The organism is Bradyrhizobium sp. USDA 4506, from assembly GCF_054058795.1.
Map to the genome: position 1 here is coordinate 7,010,445 of NZ_JBSSBM010000002.1, position 16,967 is coordinate 7,027,411.

At 65.3% G+C, this 16,967-nt stretch carries 19 protein-coding genes; 12 read left to right on the forward strand and 7 right to left on the reverse strand.

Features of this window, described 5'->3' with window-relative positions:
• Nucleotides 1–150 precede the first annotated feature (150 nt).
• Nucleotides 151–1,356, forward strand: a complete 1,206-nt coding sequence (locus tag ACVIHF_RS35160) for a penicillin-binding protein activator (RefSeq protein WP_310880935.1) — start codon at nt 151–153, stop codon at nt 1,354–1,356.
• Between the two features lie 193 nt (nt 1,357–1,549).
• On the opposite strand, the gene hemW is transcribed toward ACVIHF_RS35160, so the two are convergent.
• From hemW to rph, 3 genes are read right to left on the reverse strand one after another with little or no spacing between them, the layout of a single operon-like run.
• Nucleotides 1,550–2,707, reverse strand: a complete 1,158-nt coding sequence (hemW, locus tag ACVIHF_RS35165; RefSeq protein WP_438076311.1) for a radical SAM family heme chaperone HemW — start codon at nt 2,705–2,707, stop codon at nt 1,550–1,552.
• Nucleotides 2,694–3,329 (reverse strand): RdgB/HAM1 family non-canonical purine NTP pyrophosphatase, encoded by a 636-nt coding sequence (gene rdgB / locus ACVIHF_RS35170; protein WP_253605739.1) that lies wholly within the window; start codon nt 3,327–3,329, stop codon nt 2,694–2,696. Before rdgB ends, hemW begins: the two co-directional genes overlap by 14 nt.
• Nucleotides 3,330–3,340: 11 nt before the next feature.
• Nucleotides 3,341–4,054 (reverse strand): ribonuclease PH, encoded by a 714-nt coding sequence (gene rph, locus ACVIHF_RS35175; RefSeq protein ID WP_016841497.1) that lies wholly within the window; start codon nt 4,052–4,054, stop codon nt 3,341–3,343.
• A gap of 170 nt (nt 4,055–4,224) precedes the next feature.
• Between rph and hrcA the strand changes: the two genes are divergently transcribed.
• Both hrcA and grpE read left to right on the forward strand, forming a co-directional pair.
• Entirely contained in the window at nt 4,225–5,313 is a 1,089-nt protein-coding gene (gene hrcA / locus ACVIHF_RS35180) for a heat-inducible transcriptional repressor HrcA (RefSeq protein ID WP_016841498.1), read from the forward strand.
• A 165-nt stretch (nt 5,314–5,478) separates the two neighbouring features.
• Entirely contained in the window at nt 5,479–6,084 is a 606-nt protein-coding gene (gene grpE, locus ACVIHF_RS35185) for a nucleotide exchange factor GrpE (protein ID WP_028341763.1), read from the forward strand.
• Nucleotides 6,085–6,132: 48 nt separating this feature from the next.
• Here the strand turns inward: grpE and ACVIHF_RS35190 are convergent, their stop codons facing one another.
• From ACVIHF_RS35190 to ACVIHF_RS35205, 4 genes are all read right to left on the reverse strand, one after another.
• Nucleotides 6,133–6,558, reverse strand: a complete 426-nt coding sequence (locus ACVIHF_RS35190; RefSeq protein WP_456793327.1) for a VOC family protein — start codon at nt 6,556–6,558, stop codon at nt 6,133–6,135.
• Between the two features lie 68 nt (nt 6,559–6,626).
• The gene (locus ACVIHF_RS35195) at nt 6,627–7,481 is read right to left on the reverse strand and encodes a helix-turn-helix domain-containing protein (RefSeq protein WP_456793328.1); all 855 of its coding nucleotides are present in this window, start codon (nt 7,479–7,481) and stop codon (nt 6,627–6,629) included.
• A gap of 22 nt (nt 7,482–7,503) precedes the next feature.
• Nucleotides 7,504–8,214: a bifunctional nicotinamidase/pyrazinamidase gene (gene pncA / locus ACVIHF_RS35200; RefSeq protein WP_310880933.1), complete on the reverse strand. Its 711-nt coding sequence runs from the start codon at nt 8,212–8,214 to the stop codon at nt 7,504–7,506.
• An 84-nt stretch (nt 8,215–8,298) separates the two neighbouring features.
• Nucleotides 8,299–9,234 (reverse strand): hypothetical protein, encoded by a 936-nt coding sequence (locus ACVIHF_RS35205; protein ID WP_310880932.1) that lies wholly within the window; start codon nt 9,232–9,234, stop codon nt 8,299–8,301.
• A 92-nt stretch (nt 9,235–9,326) separates the two neighbouring features.
• On the opposite strand from ACVIHF_RS35205, the gene ACVIHF_RS35210 reads away from it, so the two are divergent.
• The 9 genes from ACVIHF_RS35210 to ACVIHF_RS35250 all read left to right on the forward strand — a co-directional run bounded on the left by ACVIHF_RS35210 (nt 9,327) and on the right by ACVIHF_RS35250 (nt 16,909).
• Nucleotides 9,327–9,596, forward strand: a complete 270-nt coding sequence (locus tag ACVIHF_RS35210; protein WP_456793329.1) for a hypothetical protein — start codon at nt 9,327–9,329, stop codon at nt 9,594–9,596.
• Between the two features lie 205 nt (nt 9,597–9,801).
• On the forward strand, nt 9,802–11,703 hold the full coding sequence (gene dnaK / locus ACVIHF_RS35215; protein ID WP_026192053.1) for a molecular chaperone DnaK: 1,902 nt from the start codon (nt 9,802–9,804) through the stop codon (nt 11,701–11,703).
• A gap of 158 nt (nt 11,704–11,861) precedes the next feature.
• On the forward strand, nt 11,862–12,989 hold the full coding sequence (gene dnaJ / locus ACVIHF_RS35220; RefSeq protein WP_456793330.1) for a molecular chaperone DnaJ: 1,128 nt from the start codon (nt 11,862–11,864) through the stop codon (nt 12,987–12,989).
• Between the two features lie 99 nt (nt 12,990–13,088).
• A complete protein-coding gene (locus tag ACVIHF_RS35225) occupies nt 13,089–13,691 on the forward strand; it encodes a class I SAM-dependent methyltransferase (protein WP_026192052.1) in 603 nt (200 codons plus the stop codon).
• Between the two features lie 48 nt (nt 13,692–13,739).
• On the forward strand, nt 13,740–14,318 hold the full coding sequence (locus ACVIHF_RS35230; RefSeq protein WP_225163626.1) for an NADPH-dependent FMN reductase: 579 nt from the start codon (nt 13,740–13,742) through the stop codon (nt 14,316–14,318).
• A 6-nt stretch (nt 14,319–14,324) separates the two neighbouring features.
• Nucleotides 14,325–15,035: an orotidine-5'-phosphate decarboxylase gene (pyrF, locus tag ACVIHF_RS35235; protein WP_057020362.1), complete on the forward strand. Its 711-nt coding sequence runs from the start codon at nt 14,325–14,327 to the stop codon at nt 15,033–15,035.
• Nucleotides 15,036–15,057: 22 nt separating this feature from the next.
• Nucleotides 15,058–15,354, forward strand: coding sequence for a DUF1330 domain-containing protein (locus ACVIHF_RS35240; protein WP_057020363.1), 297 nt, complete (start codon nt 15,058–15,060; stop codon nt 15,352–15,354).
• A 71-nt stretch (nt 15,355–15,425) separates the two neighbouring features.
• The gene (gene dapB / locus ACVIHF_RS35245; RefSeq protein WP_016841511.1) at nt 15,426–16,238 is read left to right on the forward strand and encodes a 4-hydroxy-tetrahydrodipicolinate reductase; all 813 of its coding nucleotides are present in this window, start codon (nt 15,426–15,428) and stop codon (nt 16,236–16,238) included.
• Between the two features lie 47 nt (nt 16,239–16,285).
• Nucleotides 16,286–16,909, forward strand: coding sequence for a 2,3-bisphosphoglycerate-dependent phosphoglycerate mutase (locus tag ACVIHF_RS35250; protein ID WP_253605753.1), 624 nt, complete (start codon nt 16,286–16,288; stop codon nt 16,907–16,909).
• The last annotated feature ends 58 nt before the right edge of the window (nt 16,910–16,967 follow it).

Consider the following 16,967-nt stretch of genomic DNA (forward strand, 5'->3'; position numbering starts at 1 on the left):
GGGGGAAATGGAGGCCGCGGCAAGGGCGCCGCGGGGCCATAATCCTTTTGTTTTAGTTAACTATTCGCCGAGAATATGCCTGAATCCACCCGCCTCATCAGAGCTGGATGGAGTCCTGGCTGATCACGGTCGGCCAAGAGAAGAGAGACGATGGAAGGCCCGCATCACCGCAAGTCCCCGCCGCCGGGCACCACCCGGCGGACCGCGCTCGGCCTCATCGTGGGCGCGCCGCTGCTGACGGCCTGCTCCGGCATCCAGCAGAGCTTGAGCCAATTTTCCAGCAGCAACCCGGAAGCTGGTCCTGCCGGCCCGCAGCAGCAGCCGCAGGCGGTCGGCACCGGCCAGGTCAAGATCGGCCTGATCCTGCCGCTGTCGGCGTCCGGCAATGCCGGGCTTGCCGCCCAGTCGATGCGGAACGCGGCCGAAATGGCGCTGGCAGAATTTCAGAACCCGAACATCCAGCTCCTGATCAAGGACGATGGCGGCAGCCCGCAGGGCGCATCGCAGGGTGCCCAGCAGGCACTGTCCGAAGGCGCCGAGATCATTCTGGGACCGCTGTTCGCAGGCTCGGTGCCCGCCGTCGCGCAACTGACGCGGCCGCGCGGAACCTCGGTGATCGCGTTCTCCACCGATTCGAGCGTGGCCGGGCGCGGCGTCTATCTGCTGAGCTTCCTGCCGGAGTCCGACATCAACCGCATCGTCGACTACTCGGCGGGGATCGGAAAGCGCTCGTTCGCCGCGATGGTGCCGGACAACGCCTATGGCAACGTGGTCGAGGCCGCGTTCAAGCAGGCGGTCGGCCGCAAGAACGGCCGCGTCGTCGCATTCGAGAAATATGGCGCCGATCGCGCGACGCCGGCGCGAACCGTGGCGCAGGCGCTCGGCCAGGCCGATGCGCTGCTGATCGCCGACGATGGTGATTCGGTGGTCGCGACCGCCGATGCCTTGACCGCAGCCGGCGCCAATCTGCGCAACATCCAGCTGCTCGGCACCGGGCTGTGGGACAATCCGCGGGTGTTCGCGAGCCCCGTCTTGCAGGGCGGCCTCTACGCCGCGCCCGATCCGTCCGGCTTCCGCAGCTTCGCCGGCCGCTACCGCAGCAAATATGGCGGCGAGCCCGTGCGCACCGCGACGCTTGCCTATGATGCCGTGGCGCTGATGGCGGCGCTCGCGCGCACGCAAGGGGCGCAGCGCTTTGCGCCGGAGACATTGACCAATCCGTCCGGCTTTGCCGGTATCGACGGTCTGTTCCGCTTCCGCTCCGATGGCACCAATGAGCGCGGCCTTGCGGTCATGAAGGTGGCCTCAGGCGGTAGCACGCCGGTCGCAGGCTCGCCGAAGAGCTTTGGCGCTTGATTTTCGTCGGGCGGTCAAGCTGCCTTGTCGAGCGCCGGCACCCGCCAGCTCCTTTGCATGGGGTTGTTTTCGATATTTTGGCAGCGTGCACCTAGAGCGGTTTCGAGCGAAGTGGATACCGGTTCGCGTGAAGAAAACGCGTCAAAACAAGAATCTAGAGCCTCGTTCCGATTCAATTGGAACGGGATAGGCTCTAGGCGGCGAGATCCGCAACGACCGCGTCGAGCACCGGGAATCCCGACGTCGTCACCCGCAGTCGTCCGTCGGCGTCGACGGCGATCGCGCCTTCCTCGCGCAGCATCGCGATCCGGTGCGGGTCGAGCTGGCGGCCGGAGAGCTTCGCATAGCGCTTGGGATCGATGCCCTCGGCGAGCCGCAGCCCCATCAGCAGAAACTCGTCGGCGCGTTCTTCGCTGTTGAGGCTGTCATCGCTGACGACGCCGTGACCGCGCTCCTCGACGTTCAACAGCCACGCCTCGGGGCGCCGCTCGGTTGCGGTCGCGTGCCTGACGCCATCGATGTCGAGCCGGCCATGTGCGCCGGGGCCGATGCCGGCATATTCCTCACCGCGCCAGTAGACGAGGTTGTGCTTGCACTCCGCGCCGGCGCGGGCGTGATTGGAGATCTCATAGGCCGGCAACCCTTCGCGGGCGCAGACCTCCTGCGTCACGTCGTAGAGCGCGCGCGCAGTCGCTTCGTCCGGCGTCTGCAATTTGCCGGCGGCATGCAGCCCGAAGAACGGCGTGCCTTCTTCGATCGTGAGCTGGTACAGCGACAGATGCTCGGCCGCTTCCGAGATCGCCTGCTTCAGTTCATCGGCCCACATCCGCGGCGTCTGGTCGGGGCGGGCATAGATCAGATCGAACGAGTAACGGTCGAACGCAGAGCGCGCGATCGCGACCGCGTCGAGCGCCTCGCGCGCGCTGTGCAGGCGGCCCAGTGCTTTCAGCGAGGCGTCATCGAGCGCCTGCACGCCGAGCGAGACGCGGTTGACGCCGGCTGCGCGATAGCCGCGAAAGCGCGTCGCCTCGACGCTGGTCGGATTGGCCTCGAGCGTGACCTCGACATCGCGCGCCACCGTCCAGTGCTTGCCGATCGCATCGAGTACGGCACCGACGGTCTTCGGCTGCATCAACGACGGCGTGCCGCCGCCGAGGAAGATCGAGGACACCTGCCGCCCCGGCACGCGCGCGGCCGTCGTCTCGATCTCGCGGGCGAACGCGCGCACGAAACGCTCCTCGTCGACCGGCGCATGCCGCACATGGCTGTTGAAATCACAATACGGGCATTTCGACAGGCAGAACGGCCAGTGCACGTAGACGCCGAAGGCTTCTCGGTCAGCGTGGCTCAAGGCAGATCTCCGCGAGCTTCACGAAGGCGCGGGCGCGATGCGACAGGCCGAGCCCGAGCGGCGGCAGGCCGTGCTTCTCGATGCTGGTCATCTCGCCGAAGGTCCGCGTGTAGCCGTCGGGCAGGAAGGCCGGATCGTAGCCAAAGCCGGCAGTGCCACGCGGCGGCCAGACCAGGGTTCCATCGGCGCGGGCCTCGACCTCCTCGAGATGATCGTCGGGCCAGGCCACGCACAACGCCGACACGAAGTGCGCCTTGCGCCGGTCCGGTGCGGTGGCGCCGCGTTCCTGCAGCAGCCGCTCGATCCGCGTCATCGCCGCCATGAAGTCCTTGCCCTCGCCGGCCCAGCGCGCCGAGTAGATCCCGGGCGCGCCGTCGAGCGCGTCGACCACGAGGCCGGAATCGTCGGCGAAGGCTGGCAGTCCGGTCGCCTTCGCGGCCGCGATCGCCTTGATCGCCGCGTTGGCGCGAAAATTGTCGCCGGTCTCCTCGGGCTCGGCGAGGTCAAGCTCGCCGGCCGACACCACCTCGACGCCGTGCGGCGCCAGCAGTTCCCGCATCTCGGCAAGCTTGCCGGGATTATGGGTGGCGATGACGAGCCTTCCGGTGATTCGGCGGTGCATGACCAATCTGACTACGCCACCGCGATCTTTTGCAAGTCGACCAGACGCGCGACACCTTTGCGCGCCAGCGCCATCAGCGCCAGGAATTCACCTTCCGAGAACGGCGTCTTCTCGGCGGTGCCCTGCACCTCGATGATCCGGCCGTCCCCGGTCATGACGAAATTGGCGTCGGTGTCGGCTTCGGAATCCTCGGCATAGTCGAGATCGAGCACCGGCGTGCCCTGGTAGATGCCGCAGGAGATCGCCGCCACATTGTCGCGCAACACGTTGGTCTTCAGCATGTTGCGGGTCTTCATCCAGTTGATGCAGTCGGCCAGCGCCACCCAGGCACCGGTGATCGAGGCGGTGCGGGTGCCGCCGTCGGCCTGGATGACGTCGCAATCGACCGTGATCTGGCGCTCGCCGAGCGCCTCCAGATCGACGGCCGCGCGCAGCGAGCGGCCGATCAGCCGCTGGATCTCGACCGTCCGGCCGCCCTGCTTGCCGGCCGAAGCCTCGCGGCGGGTGCGTTCCAGGGTGGCACGCGGCAGCATGCCGTATTCTGCGGTGACCCAGCCGCGGCCCTGGCCCTTCAGCCACGGCGGCAATCGCTCTTCCAGCGTGGCGGTCACCAGCACATGGGTGTCGCCGAACTTCACCATGCAGGAACCCTCGGCATATTTGACGACGCCGCGTTCCAGCGACACGGGACGCAGTTCATCGGGTGCACGGCGGCTTGGCCGCATGAAATCCTCCAGAAATCCGAGAAAATTGGCTGGCCGTGCTTGTAGGAGCGGGAAGGGGCAGCGGCAAGGGTTTTCGGCCCCGGTAGGGTCCGGTACGAGGGGGCCGAATGCATGCTTGTCATCGGCCTCCCGGATCGACAAATTATGCAGTAATTGTGAGGGACTGGAGTGTGACTCACCACGATCCGATTGGCCTGATCGCGCCGCATGCCGGGCTCGCCCAGCTCAACGAGCGTTCGCGCGACATTTTTCGTCAAATCGTCGAAAGCTATCTCGCGACCGGCGAGCCGGTCGGTTCGCGCAACATTTCGCGCCTGATCGCATTACCGCTGTCGCCGGCCTCGGTCCGCAATGTGATGTCGGATCTCGAGCAACTCGGCCTGATCTATGCGCCGCACACCTCCGCCGGCCGGTTGCCGACCGAACTCGGGCTGCGCTTCTTCGTCGACGCGCTGATGCAGGTCGGCGACCTCACCGAGGCCGAGCGTCAGTCGATCCAGACCCAGCTTGCTGCCGTCGGCCGCGCGCAATCCGTCGAGGCCGCGCTCGGCGAAGCCTTGACGCGGCTGTCGGGACTGACCCGCGCCGCGGCGGTGGTGCTGACGCAAAAGTCGAATGCGCGGCTGAAGCATATCGAGTTCGTCCGGCTGGAGCCGGAGAAGGCGCTGGTCGTGCTGGTCGGCGAAGACGGCCAGGTCGAAAACCGCGTCCTGGCACTGCCGCCGGGTGTTCCATCCTCGGCCCTGACCGAGGCGACCAACTTCCTCAATGCGCGGATTCGCGGCCGGACGCTGGCCGAAGCGCGGCTCGAGCTCGAGACGGCACTGACGCAAAACCGCGCCGAGCTCGATCAGCTCACGCAAAAGGTGGTCGCGGCGGGCATTGCGAGCTGGTCCGGCGGCGAGAACGAGGACCGCCAGCTGATCGTGCGCGGTCACGCCAATCTGCTCGAGGACCTGCATGCGCTCGACGATCTCGAGCGCATCAAATCGCTGTTCGACGATCTCGAAACCAAGCGCGGCGTGATCGATCTGCTCGGCCGCGCCGAACGCGGCGAGGGCGTGCGGATCTTCATCGGCTCGGAGAACAAGCTGTTCTCGCTGTCGGGTTCCTCCACCATCATCGCGCCCTACGGCGACGCCCAGGGGCGGATCGTGGGCGTTCTCGGCGTGATCGGACCGACGCGGCTGAACTATGCGCGGGTGATCCCGACCGTCGATTATGCCGCGCGCATCGTCAGCAAGATGCTGGGCGGCTGACCGGAGGGCGATTTCGCTTTCATTTGACGGGTTTTCTTCACCCAAGCCGGAGATCCCAGTTCCCGAGACCGGTATGTTGCGCTTGATTTTCGCCGCCCAAAGCACGATATCCCGGCAAGCAATCCCCAAGATTTGAACCGACGCGAGTTTTCGAGAAGGCAAGCCATGACCGATCCGAACCGGGCCAATGACAACACCGAGAATTCGGCGCCGACGGGTGAGCCCGTGGTCTCGAAACCCTACATCATGCCTGACGAGCCCGAGGCCGGATCGGCGGAGGCGCTGACCAAGGAACTCGCCGAGGCGCGCGACCGGACGCTGCGCACGCTGGCCGAGATGGAGAATCTCCGCCAGCGCACCCGCCGCGAGGTCGCCGACGCCAAGACCTACGGCATCACCGGCTTTGCCCGCGACGTGCTCGATATCGCCGACAACCTGCAGCGCGCGCTCGATGCGGTGCCGGCCGAGACCAAGGAAGCCGCGGATCCTGGCCTGAAGGCGCTGATCGAAGGCGTCGAGCTGACCGAACGTTCGCTGCTCAACGCGCTGGAGAAGAACGGCGTCAAGAAGTTCGACCCGATCGGCGAGAAGTTCGATCCGAACTTCCAGCAGGCGATGTTCGAGGTGCCTGATCCGTCGGTGCCGTCGGGCACCGTGGTGCAGGTCGTGCAGGCCGGTTACATGATCGGCGAGCGCATCCTGCGTCCGGCGCTGGTCGGCGTCTCCAAGGGCGGCGCCAAGGCCGCCCCGACCGCCGACATCACCGCCTGATCCGTCCGATCCCGGACACCCGTCTGTGAGCTCGCGGATTGCGCGGGCTCACGGTCGCGACTTCTCGCGGGCCTTCGGCCAATAGGTGCCGAAGCTCCAGAGATTTCCTTCCGGATCGCGGCAGGCGAAGTCGCGGCTGCCATAATCCGTGTTTCGCAGTTCCATCTCGATCTTCGCTCCGGCAGCCTTGACCTTCGCGTGCAGCGCGTCGGGATCGTCGACGGCGATATAGATCGAGTCGGTGCGGCGGTTGTCGAGGTTGCCGACCAGCCTGCCATATGCGTCGTCGCGGCTCTGGCCCAGCATCAGCATCGAGGAACCATAGGCGAGCTCGGCGTGATGGATCACGCCGCCATCGCGGTAGACGACGTGTTCGGTGAACCCAAGCACCGTCGTGAGCCAATTGGTCATCGCCTCGGCGTCCTTGCAGCGCAGGGTCGGGTAGATGCGGGGCGGTTCGATGTCGTGCGTCATGGTCGCTCACCTCCTTGGCTGACGGCGCCATCCTGCACGAGGCAACGCGGCGTCGGCTTGAAGGTTTGTTACCAGTCCGCCAGCCCATCGCCGGCGTGAACCAGCCGGCGGTCGGTCAAGGCCTGGCGGCGCGCCCAGGCGGTTGGCGGTTCGCCCGCGAATTCGACGAACTCGCGAGCGAGATGGGCCTGGTCGGCATAGCCGCTTTCCGCCGCGATCCCCGCCCAGCCGAGCGCGGCGCCGCTTTGTGCCAGGCTGCTCGCCCGGTGAAACCGCATCATGCGCGCCAGCGATTTGGGGGCGAGGCCGAGCTCGGACCGAAACCGGCTGACCATATGCTTGCGGCTCCAGCCGATTTCCTCGGCCAATGCCGTGATGCTGATGGCGCCGGCCGAACGCGCCAGTTTTCGATAGGCGAACGCGATTTCGGGAGACGGCATGTGGCCGGCGCGGCGCAGCACGAACGCCTCGATCAGGTCGAAGCGGCGCTGCCAACACGTCACGGCGCCGAGCTGTTCGCGCAGACGACGGCCATCATGGCCGAGCACATCGTCGATATCGACCATGCGCCCGGCCAGGTCGGTCACGGCGCCGCCGAAGAAGCCGTAGGCGCCGAGCGGGGTGAAATCGACCTGCACGCAGGCGGCGCGCCCGTCGGACTCGATGTAGACAGGCCCGGCATGCAGGCCGGCGGCGAAGCTGAGCTGACGATCGGCCGCACCGGGCTCGCGCGACAGCGCGATCAGGAACGGCGAGCCGAAACTGATGATCAGCGGGACGATCAGCGGCGCGGTCTGCCGTTGTGCGAACCGGCCCGTTGCGGTCTCGCGATAACCGGTGATCCGGACGATCAGGCCGGCCATGCGCGGCGACGGCAGGCGCTGCGCGAGATCGAATGCATGAGGTGACGCAGGCTCGGCCATGCGAATCTCGCGAGGCTGCGTCTTACGCGATATCCGAGGACTGGATGCGCTTGACGCCGGCCTTGGCCATGTCGTCCCAGGCCTTGGCGAGCGATCCCTGGGTGTCGATGCCGCGGCAGGCATCTTCCACCACATAGGTCTCGAAGCCGGCCTTGCGCGCATCGAGCGCGGTCCATGCCACGCAGAAATCGGTGGCGAGCCCGGCCACGAAAACCCGCTCGACGTTGCGCGCCTTCAGATAGGCGGCGAGCCCGGTGGTGGTCTTGCCGTCGGCCTCGGTGAAGGCGGAGTAGCTGTCGACGTCCTTGTGAAAACCCTTGCGGATGATCAGCTCGGCCTGCGGGATCGCGAGTTCCTTCGACAGCGAGGCGCTGTCGGTACCCTGGACGCAGTGGTCGGGCCACAGCACCTGCTTGCCATAGGCAAGGTCGACGGTCTCGAACGGCTTCTTGCCGGAATGGGTCGAGGCAAAGGAAATGTGTCCGGGCGTATGCCAGTCCTGCGTCATCACCACATTGGCAAAGCTCTTGGCGATCTTGTTGATCACCGGCACCACCTGCTCGCCGTCCTTCACGGCAAGGCTGCCGCCGGGCAGGAAGCAGTTCTGGACGTCGATCACGAGCAGCGCGGAGCCGTCGTCGGGCTTGATCGCAGCCGCCCAGAGGTGTTTTGGAACCAGCGCCGCGAGCGCCAGCGTACCGAGCCCTGCAACGACCTGTCGTCGACCCAACATCGCGCCCCTCCTCGCTCTGATAACCGTGCGAGGAGGCTAGTTCCGTTCGTGGAGCTGCGAAAGTCCGATTTTTCGGCGGGCCTGTCAGCCGCGCGGCTGGATGCCGTCGCGCACCGCGCGGAAGCGCGGGAAGGCCTTCTCCCAATCGGTGCGCGGGGAGCTGCCGATGATACGCATCGATGTCTGCGCGCCGAATCGCAGCCACTGCACGATGGTCACCGGGGTATTGTCCTTGCCGCTGACGGCTTCGATGCGCGTCTCGAAGCCGGGCTGGCCGTCGATCCGGATCGGTTCGGACATCGTGATCCGCCCGTCGCGCACGCCGGGGATGGTGGTGGCGATCTGCTGGGCGAAGCGGCCGCGATCATCCGGTGTGGCCGGGGCCGAGCCGATGAGGCCAAGCAGCATGAAGGGCTTGGTCTCAAGGCCCTTGTCGTCGCCGTCGGCCATCAGCAGCGCCGCGCCCGGCGCCAGCATGCGGACATTCTTGAAGCTGCTGAGCTCGGTGACCTTGAACGGCATCATGCCGAGCTGTTCGTCGACCGGCACCTCGTTGCGGATCTGGGCGGTGGCGAACATCTGCCGCACGGCGTCGTCGGTGTAGATCTTGCTGGCGTTCTCCGGCACCTGGACCGCGACATAGCCGGAGAAGGTCGGTCCCGGCAGGATCATGGAATAGCGCCGCACATTGGTGGTGCCGTCACGCGCGCTCTCCACGGTGTAATAGGCGAGGCCGGCCGGCGTCTCGAGGCTCTCCGGCTTGATGTTTCCGCTACCGGCCGGGTTGGCCTTGAAGGCGCTTACGACCTCGTTGTAGGCGTCCGCGGGCAGATCGGCGATCAAGACCTTCACGCCCTGATCCTCGGTCTCGAAGCCGATGAACGACTTGGCGCGGTTGAGGCCCACCAGCGGCTTCATCCCGACATGCGCGCCCGGCGGAAACACCACGTCGGCGGCAAAGCCACGACAGGTGGCAGCAAGCAGCAAGGCAACCGCAACGAGAAGTCGAAAAGGCGTCATGGGGAATCTACCGGTTTTGCTTGGTGGCCGCGCAACGGGGCCGGTGCAGGGCTGGATGGCCTCTTTCAGTCGGACCGCTTTTAGCGGTTTTGATGACCCTGCAACAGGCCGCCAAAGCCACGCTCCGGGCCTGCAGGCCCGATTCCATGGGCTTTTCGTCCCGATTGGCCGGCACTTTCCAGTTTCCCGACGTTTCCGACGATCGGCCAGCAGCGGCCAAACAGCGCGCCCTCGGCCTGTGCGCCGCTCTCGCATACGACGTTTGTGAGTGTTCACTCAACAGCGCGGACGTCGTGCAGCGGATGTTCGCGGTCGCCAGCGGGCCGCATCATTGCCGATTTGTTAACTTGGATCGGGCTTGAACCGGCGCTGCAGCCGGGCTGACACAATCTTTCAAACGTCAGTCTTTTCAGGCCTCAACGTTGCGTCCAGTCCTTGCGGGCAGGACCCTCTCTCCTATATCAGGCTCACCGTCGCAATATCGCGAGTATGTGAACGTCTGGGGGTTCGGTACGGAGCGCCGTCAGGGCCCAACCAACCTGCCGTAGCAAAGAGGATATCAAAACCATGGGTAAGGTCATTGGGATCGACCTCGGCACCACGAATTCGTGCGTCGCCGTAATGGATGGCAAGAACGCCAAGGTGATCGAGAATGCCGAGGGCATGCGAACGACGCCGTCGATCGTTGCTTTCACTGACGATGGCGAGCGCCTCGTCGGCCAGCCGGCGAAGCGCCAGGCGGTGACCAATCCCGAGCGTACGTTCTTTGCGGTGAAGCGCCTCATTGGCCGCCGCTATGACGACCCGATGGTCGAGAAGGACAAGAAGCTCGTTCCCTACAAGATCGTAAAGGCATCGAACGGCGACGCCTGGGTCGAAGCCGATGGCAAGACCTATTCGCCCTCGCAGGTCTCGGCCTTCATTCTGCAGAAGATGAAGGAGACCGCTGAGGCGCATCTCGGCCAGAAGGTCGAGCAGGCCGTCATCACGGTTCCCGCCTATTTCAACGACGCGCAGCGTCAGGCCACCAAGGACGCCGGCAAGATCGCCGGCCTCGAAGTGCTGCGCATCATCAACGAGCCGACGGCTGCCGCGCTCGCCTACGGTCTCGACAAGTCGAAGTCCGGCACGATCGCCGTGTACGACCTCGGCGGCGGCACCTTCGACGTCTCGATCCTCGAGATCGGCGACGGCGTGTTCGAGGTGAAGTCGACCAACGGCGACACCTTCCTGGGCGGTGAAGATTTCGACATGCGCCTGGTCGGCTATCTCGCCGACGAATTCCAGAAGGAGCAGGGCATCAACCTGCGCAACGACAAGCTTGCCCTGCAGCGCCTGAAGGAAGCTGCGGAGAAGGCCAAGATCGAGCTGTCGTCGACCACGCAGACCGAAATCAACCTGCCGTTCATCACGGCTGACCAGACCGGTCCGAAGCATCTGACGATGAAGCTGACCCGCGCCAAGTTCGAGGCGCTGGTGGCCGATCTCGTCGAGAAGACCATCGAGCCATGCCGCAAGGCGCTGAAGGATGCCGGCCTGACCGCCGGCGAGATCGGCGAAGTGGTGCTGGTCGGCGGCATGACCCGCATGCCGAAGATCCAGGAAGTCGTGAAGCAGTTCTTCGGCAAGGAGCCGCATAAGGGCGTCAATCCCGACGAGGTCGTCGCGATCGGCGCTGCGATCCAGGCCGGCGTGCTGCAGGGCGATGTCAAGGACGTGCTGCTGCTCGACGTGACCCCGCTGTCGCTGGGCATCGAGACGCTGGGCGGTGTGTTCACCCGCATCATCGACCGCAACACCACGATCCCGACCAAGAAGAGCCAGGTGTTCTCGACCGCCGAAGACAATCAGGGCGCTGTCACCATCCGGGTCTTCCAGGGCGAGCGTGAAATGGCGGCCGACAACAAGATGCTCGGCCAGTTCGACCTGATGGGTATTCCGCCGGCTCCGCGCGGCATGCCGCAGATCGAGGTGACCTTCGACATCGACGCCAACGGTATCGTCAACGTCTCGGCCAAGGACAAGGCGACCGGCAAGGAACAGCAGATCCGGATCCAGGCATCCGGCGGTCTGTCCGAAGCCGACATCGACAAGATGGTCAAGGACGCCGAGGTCAACGCGGCCGAGGACAAGAAGCGCCGCGAGGCTGTCGACGCCAAGAACCATGCCGACGGCCTGGTTCACTCGACCGAGAAGGCTCTGGCCGAACACGGTTCGAAGATCGCCGACACCGAGCGCCGCGCGATCGAAGACGCCGTCAGCGACCTCAAGGAAGCGCTGAAGGGCGACGACGCCGAGGCGATCAAGGCCAAGACCAACACGCTGGCGCAGGCTTCGATGAAGCTCGGCGAGGCCATGTACAAGCAGCAGGCCGAGGCCGATGCGGCCAAGGACGCTGCTAAGGATGACGTGGTCGACGCGGAGTTCACCGAGGTCGACGACGACAAGAACAGCAAGAAGTCTGCTTAAGCGGATTTGCGATCATGACCCTCACACCAATGAGCACGCGCCGCGTCTCGGAGGAGTGGGGGTCATTTTTCTTTAAGGCGATCGCTGCATCTTCCAGACAGGCGCAATCCTTTACGCAATCTTTGGCGATCGCGATGAACTTCGGACGGAATTGAAGGATGTCCACCAAGCGCTGCTATTACGAGACCCTCGAGGTTGAGCGGAACGCGGACGAGACCAAGCTGAAATCGGCTTTCCGCAAGCTCGCGATGAAATGGCATCCGGACAAGAATCCGGGCGACGCCACCAGCGAAGTCCGGTTCAAGGAAATCAACGAAGCCTATGAGGTGCTGAAGGACGGCGACAAGCGCGCCGCCTATGACCGCTTCGGCCATGCCGCTTTCGAGCAGGGCATGGGCGGTGGCGGCCCCGGCTTCGGCGCCGGCTTCGCCTCATCCTTCTCCGACATTTTCGAAGACCTGTTCGGTATGGCCGGGCAGCGCCGCGGCGGCGGCCGCGAGCGCGGCGCCGACCTGCGCTACAACATGGAGATCACGCTCGAGGAGGCCTTCCAGGGCAAGACCGCGCAGATCGAGATCCCGGTCTCGGTCACCTGCGAATCCTGCTCGGGCACCGGTGCCAAGGCCGGCACCAAGCCGAAGACCTGCTCGCATTGCGGCGGCGCCGGCCGTATCCGGCAGGCCCAGGGCTTCTTCACGCTGGAGCGGACCTGTCCCGGCTGTCAGGGTCGCGGCCAGATGATCGAGGATGCCTGCACCTCCTGCGCCGGTTCCGGCCGGGTGACGCGCGAGCGCACGCTGTCGGTCAACATTCCCCCGGGCGTCGAGGACGGCACCCGCATTCGTCTCGCCGGCGAAGGCGAGGCCGGTATTCGCGGCGGACCGCCCGGCGACCTCTACATCTTCCTGTCGCTGACCACGCACCAGTTCTTCCAGCGCGACGGCGCCGACCTGCACTGCCGCGTGCCGATCTCGATGGTGACCGCAGCGCTCGGTGGCGAATTCGAAGTGCCGACCATCGACAAGGGCAAGACCAAGGTGAAGGTGCCGGCCGGCACCCAGTCCAGCCGGCGATTCCGCATCGCATCAAAGGGTATGCCGGTGCTCCGTTCGCGCCAGACCGGCGACATGTATGTCCAGGTCGTGGTCGAAACGCCGCAGAATCTGACCAAGAAGCAGCAAGAACTGCTGATGGAGTTCGAAAAGCTGTCGTCCGGCGCAACCCAGCCGGAGGCCGCGGGTTTCTTCTCTAAGGTCAAGGACTTCTTTGGCAATCGCTCCGTCTAGCCGCAGTCGTTATGCTTGACCGTAACGACTTCGACCTATACGTCTTTGTGACTGTTTTCTGACAACCGCTCGATTGTGCGGTCCCCGCCTGGTAGCGACATGCCTTTGCAATCGTCCGTGCGTGCGTCGAAGAAGCCCCTCCGTCTCGACGACGAGGTTCGATTTCTCCGTTCATGGATGGAGAAGCCGCTGCATATGGGCGCGGTGATGCCGTCCGGACGGCTGCTCGCCCGCACCATGGCGCAATATGTCGATCCCGACGCCGAGGGGCCGGTCGTCGAACTTGGACCCGGCACCGGGGCGATTACCAACGCGCTGATCGAGCACGGCGTGGATCAGAAGCGTCTCGTCCTGGTCGAATACAATCCCGGCTTCTGCGCCTTGCTGCGCGAACGCTATCCGCACGCCAGGGTCGTCCAGGGGGATGCCTATACGCTGCGCGATACTCTGTGGGAGGTACTTAAATCTCCCGCCTCAGCCGTGGTCTCCGGCCTGCCGCTCGTCACCAAGCCGATGCTGACCCGCCTGAGGCTGGTCCGTGACGCCTTCCTGGCGCTCGCACCCGGCGCGCCGTTCATTCAGTTCACCTATTCGGTGGTGCCTCCGATTCCGAAGTCGCTGCCGGGCGTGTCCACAGAGGCCTCCGAGCGGATCTGGATGAACCTTCCGCCCGCGCGGGTCTGGGTGTATCGCAAGGGCTGACCACCCGGCGCCGTCGCGCCGGGCGTGCGCCATACCTGCGATTCCAAAATGTCCGCGCTGAAAATCCTCGTGATCCCCGGATCGCTTCGGTCAGGCTCGCTCAATGCGAAGCTGGCTGCCGTGCTGGCGCACGAACTGGCGCAATCCGGCGCCGACGTCACCCGCATCTCGCTCGGCGATTTTCCGCTGCCGATCTATGACGGCGACCTGCAGGCGAAATCCGGCGTGCCGCAGCATGCCGTGAATCTGAAGCGGATGATCGGCGTCCATCATGGCGTGCTGATCGTGACGCCGGAATACAATTCCTCGGTGCCGGCGCTGGTGAAGAACACGATCGACTGGGTGAGCCGCGTGCAGGATCCGCATGAGGTGCGAGGTCAGGTGTTCCACGGCCGCGCGTTCGCGATTTCAGCCGCATCCGGCAACCGGCTCGGCGGCACCCGCGCGCTGGCTGCGCTGCGCCTGATCCTGACGGCGTGCCGCGCCACCGTGATCCCAAACCAGCTCGCGCTGTCATTTGCCGAGCAGGCCTACGACGATATGGATCATCTGAAGCACCAAGCCGACATCGACGCGATGCAGGCGCTGGTGCGGCAGCTGATCGACCATTCCCAACGCATGATGTGAGGTGACATGCAGCCAGCCAGGATCGCTCCAAGAGACCGGTTGATCGTGGCGCTCGATCTGCCGTCCGTCGCCAGCGCCGAGGCGATGATCGACCGGCTCGGCGATGCCGTCACCTTCTACAAGATCGGCTATCAGCTCGGTTATGCCGGCGGCCTCATCCTGGCGAAGCAGCTTGCAGGCAGCGGCAAGAAGGTCTTCCTCGATCTGAAGCTGCACGACATCGGCAACACCGTCGCGCGCGGGGTCGAAAGCGTCGCCGGGCTTGGCGCGACCTTCCTCACCGTGCATGCCTACCCGCAGACCATGAAGGCGGCGGTCGAGGCACGCGCCGGCTCCGGCCTGAAGATCCTCGCGGTGACGGTGCTGACCTCCTACGACGACACCGATCTGCATGCGGCGGGCTATCGCCTCAACGTCTCCGATCTCGTCGAAGCGCGCGCCAAACAGGCGCAGGCGCTTGGCGTTGACGGCCTCGTCAGCTCGCCCGAGGAGGCCGCCGCCTTGCGCAAGATCGTCGGCGACCAGATGAACCTGGTGACCCCTGGCATCCGCCCCGCAGGCTCGGCGACCGGCGACCAGAAGCGCATCATGACCCCGGCTCGCGCCATTGCCGCCGGCGCCGACTATCTCGTGGTCGGACGTCCGGTGATGGAAGCCGCCGACCCGAAGGCATCAGCCGAAGCCATTCACGCCGAAATCGCCCAGGCGCTCGCCTGAACCAACAAGAGGGAGAACAGAGATGGCGAAGGGATACTGGATTGGACGCGTCGACGTTCACAATGAGGAAGGCTACAAGCCCTACATGGCGGCCAACCCCGCCATCTTCCAGAAATTCGGCGGCAAGTTCATCGTTCGCGGTGGCAAGTTCACCGGCGTGGAGGGCCAGAGCCGCTCCCGCAATGTCGTGATCGAATTCCCCGATTACGCGACCGCGCTCGCTTGCTACCAATCGCCGGAATACCAAGCCAACATCAAGGTGCGGCAACCGCATTCGATCGCCGACCTCATCATCATCGAGGGGCACGACAGCCCATAGTCCGCACATCGGGTAGCCGGTTCGGTTGCCGGAACAGCCTTGGCTCGCTATATCGCGTGGAGAGGTGAGCCATGGCTGACATGCGTTTGATCGTTGCGGGAGCCGGCGGCCGGATGGGCCGCACGCTGACCCGGGTGATTTCCGAAACCCCGGGGGCGGTGCTGGTCGGCGCGCTGGAAGCGCCGGGCTCGGAACTGCTCGGCAAGGACGCCGGCGTGCTCGCCGGCCTCCCCGCCAATGACGTCAAGCTGTCGGCCGATCTGTGGTCGATGTCGGCCGGCGCCGACGGCATCTTGGATTTCACCGTGCCGGCCGCGACCATCGCCAACGTCGCGATCGCGGCCGAGCGCGGCCTCGTTCACGTCATCGGCACCACCGGGATGTCGCCGTCCGACGATGCGGTGATCCGCAGCGTGACCAATCGCGCCATCGTGGTGAAGTCAGGCAATATGAGCCTCGGCGTCAATCTGCTCGCCGCGCTGGTCAAGCGCGTCGCGCAATCGCTCGACCAGAGCTTCGATATCGAAATTCTCGAGATGCACCACAAGTCCAAGATCGATGCGCCGTCGGGCACTGCCTTGATGCTCGGTGAAGCCGCGGCCGCGGGACGCGGAATCGCGCTCGATCAGCATTCGGCGCGCGGCCGCGATGGTCTCACCGGCGCGCGGCGCGCGGGCGATATCGGCTTTGCCTCGTTGCGCGGCGGCACTGCGGCCGGCGATCACAGCGTGATCTTTGCCGGCCCCTCCGAACGCATCACGCTCTCGCACCATGCAGAGGACCGCGCGCTGTTCGCGCAGGGCGCGCTGAAGGCGGCGCTGTGGGCGCATGGCAAGAAGCCCGGCATGTATTCGATGGCCGACGTCCTCGGGTTGAGCGACTAACGCCGCTCGACGGAATGAAATCCAGCTAAGCGAAAACGGAATCTGAAATGAGTGATCGTCTCCTTGTGCTCGTTCGTCACGGTCAGAGCGACTGGAATCTGAAGAACCTGTTCACCGGGTGGAAGGACCCCGATCTCACCGAGCAGGGCGTCAACGAAGCGAACGAGGCCGGCCGCAAGCTGAAGGCGCAGGGCCTGTCGTTCGATGTCGCGTTCACCTCCGATCTCACCCGTGCGCAACACACGCTGAAGCTGATGCTGGAGCAGATCGGCCAGACCGGCTTGCCGACCACGAAGAACCTTGCGCTCAACGAGCGCGATTACGGCGATCTCTCCGGCCTCAACAAGGACGACGCCCGCAAGAAGTGGGGCGAGGATCAGGTTCTGATCTGGCGCCGTTCCTACGACGTGCCGCCGCCCGGCGGTGAAAGCCTGAAGGATACGCTGGCGCGCACGCTGCCCTATTACGTGCAGGAGATCCTGCCCGGCGTGCTGCGCGGCCAGCGCACGCTGATCGCCGCCCACGGCAATTCGCTGCGCGCGCTGATCATGGTGCTGGAGAGGCTGACGCCGGAGCAGATCCTCAAGCGCGAGCTCGCCACCGGCGCGCCGGTGGTCTATCGGCTCAATGCCGATTCCACCGTTGCGTCCAAGGTCGATCTCGCGGGGTAGAGGTTTGATGTTGTCATTCCGGGGCGATGCGCAGCATCGAACCCGGAATCTCGAGATC

Coding starts and splice junctions, on each gene's coding strand:
- ACVIHF_RS35160 (WP_310880935.1), top strand. CDS start 151: ATGGAAGGCCCGCATCACCGCAAGTCCCCGCCGCCGGGCACCACCCGG.
- rdgB (WP_253605739.1), bottom strand. CDS start 3,329: ATGCACCGCCGAATCACCGGAAGGCTCGTCATCGCCACCCATAATCCC.
- rph (WP_016841497.1), bottom strand. CDS start 4,054: ATGCGGCCAAGCCGCCGTGCACCCGATGAACTGCGTCCCGTGTCGCTG.
- grpE (WP_028341763.1), top strand. CDS start 5,479: ATGACCGATCCGAACCGGGCCAATGACAACACCGAGAATTCGGCGCCG.
- ACVIHF_RS35190 (WP_456793327.1), bottom strand. CDS start 6,558: ATGACGCACGACATCGAACCGCCCCGCATCTACCCGACCCTGCGCTGC.
- ACVIHF_RS35195 (WP_456793328.1), bottom strand. CDS start 7,481: ATGGCCGAGCCTGCGTCACCTCATGCATTCGATCTCGCGCAGCGCCTG.
- pncA (WP_310880933.1), bottom strand. CDS start 8,214: ATGTTGGGTCGACGACAGGTCGTTGCAGGGCTCGGTACGCTGGCGCTC.
- ACVIHF_RS35205 (WP_310880932.1), bottom strand. CDS start 9,234: ATGACGCCTTTTCGACTTCTCGTTGCGGTTGCCTTGCTGCTTGCTGCC.
- ACVIHF_RS35210 (WP_456793329.1), top strand. CDS start 9,327: ATGACCCTGCAACAGGCCGCCAAAGCCACGCTCCGGGCCTGCAGGCCC.
- dnaK (WP_026192053.1), top strand. CDS start 9,802: ATGGGTAAGGTCATTGGGATCGACCTCGGCACCACGAATTCGTGCGTC.
- dnaJ (WP_456793330.1), top strand. CDS start 11,862: ATGTCCACCAAGCGCTGCTATTACGAGACCCTCGAGGTTGAGCGGAAC.
- ACVIHF_RS35225 (WP_026192052.1), top strand. CDS start 13,089: ATGCCTTTGCAATCGTCCGTGCGTGCGTCGAAGAAGCCCCTCCGTCTC.
- ACVIHF_RS35230 (WP_225163626.1), top strand. CDS start 13,740: ATGTCCGCGCTGAAAATCCTCGTGATCCCCGGATCGCTTCGGTCAGGC.
- pyrF (WP_057020362.1), top strand. CDS start 14,325: ATGCAGCCAGCCAGGATCGCTCCAAGAGACCGGTTGATCGTGGCGCTC.
- ACVIHF_RS35240 (WP_057020363.1), top strand. CDS start 15,058: ATGGCGAAGGGATACTGGATTGGACGCGTCGACGTTCACAATGAGGAA.
- dapB (WP_016841511.1), top strand. CDS start 15,426: ATGGCTGACATGCGTTTGATCGTTGCGGGAGCCGGCGGCCGGATGGGC.
- ACVIHF_RS35250 (WP_253605753.1), top strand. CDS start 16,286: ATGAGTGATCGTCTCCTTGTGCTCGTTCGTCACGGTCAGAGCGACTGG.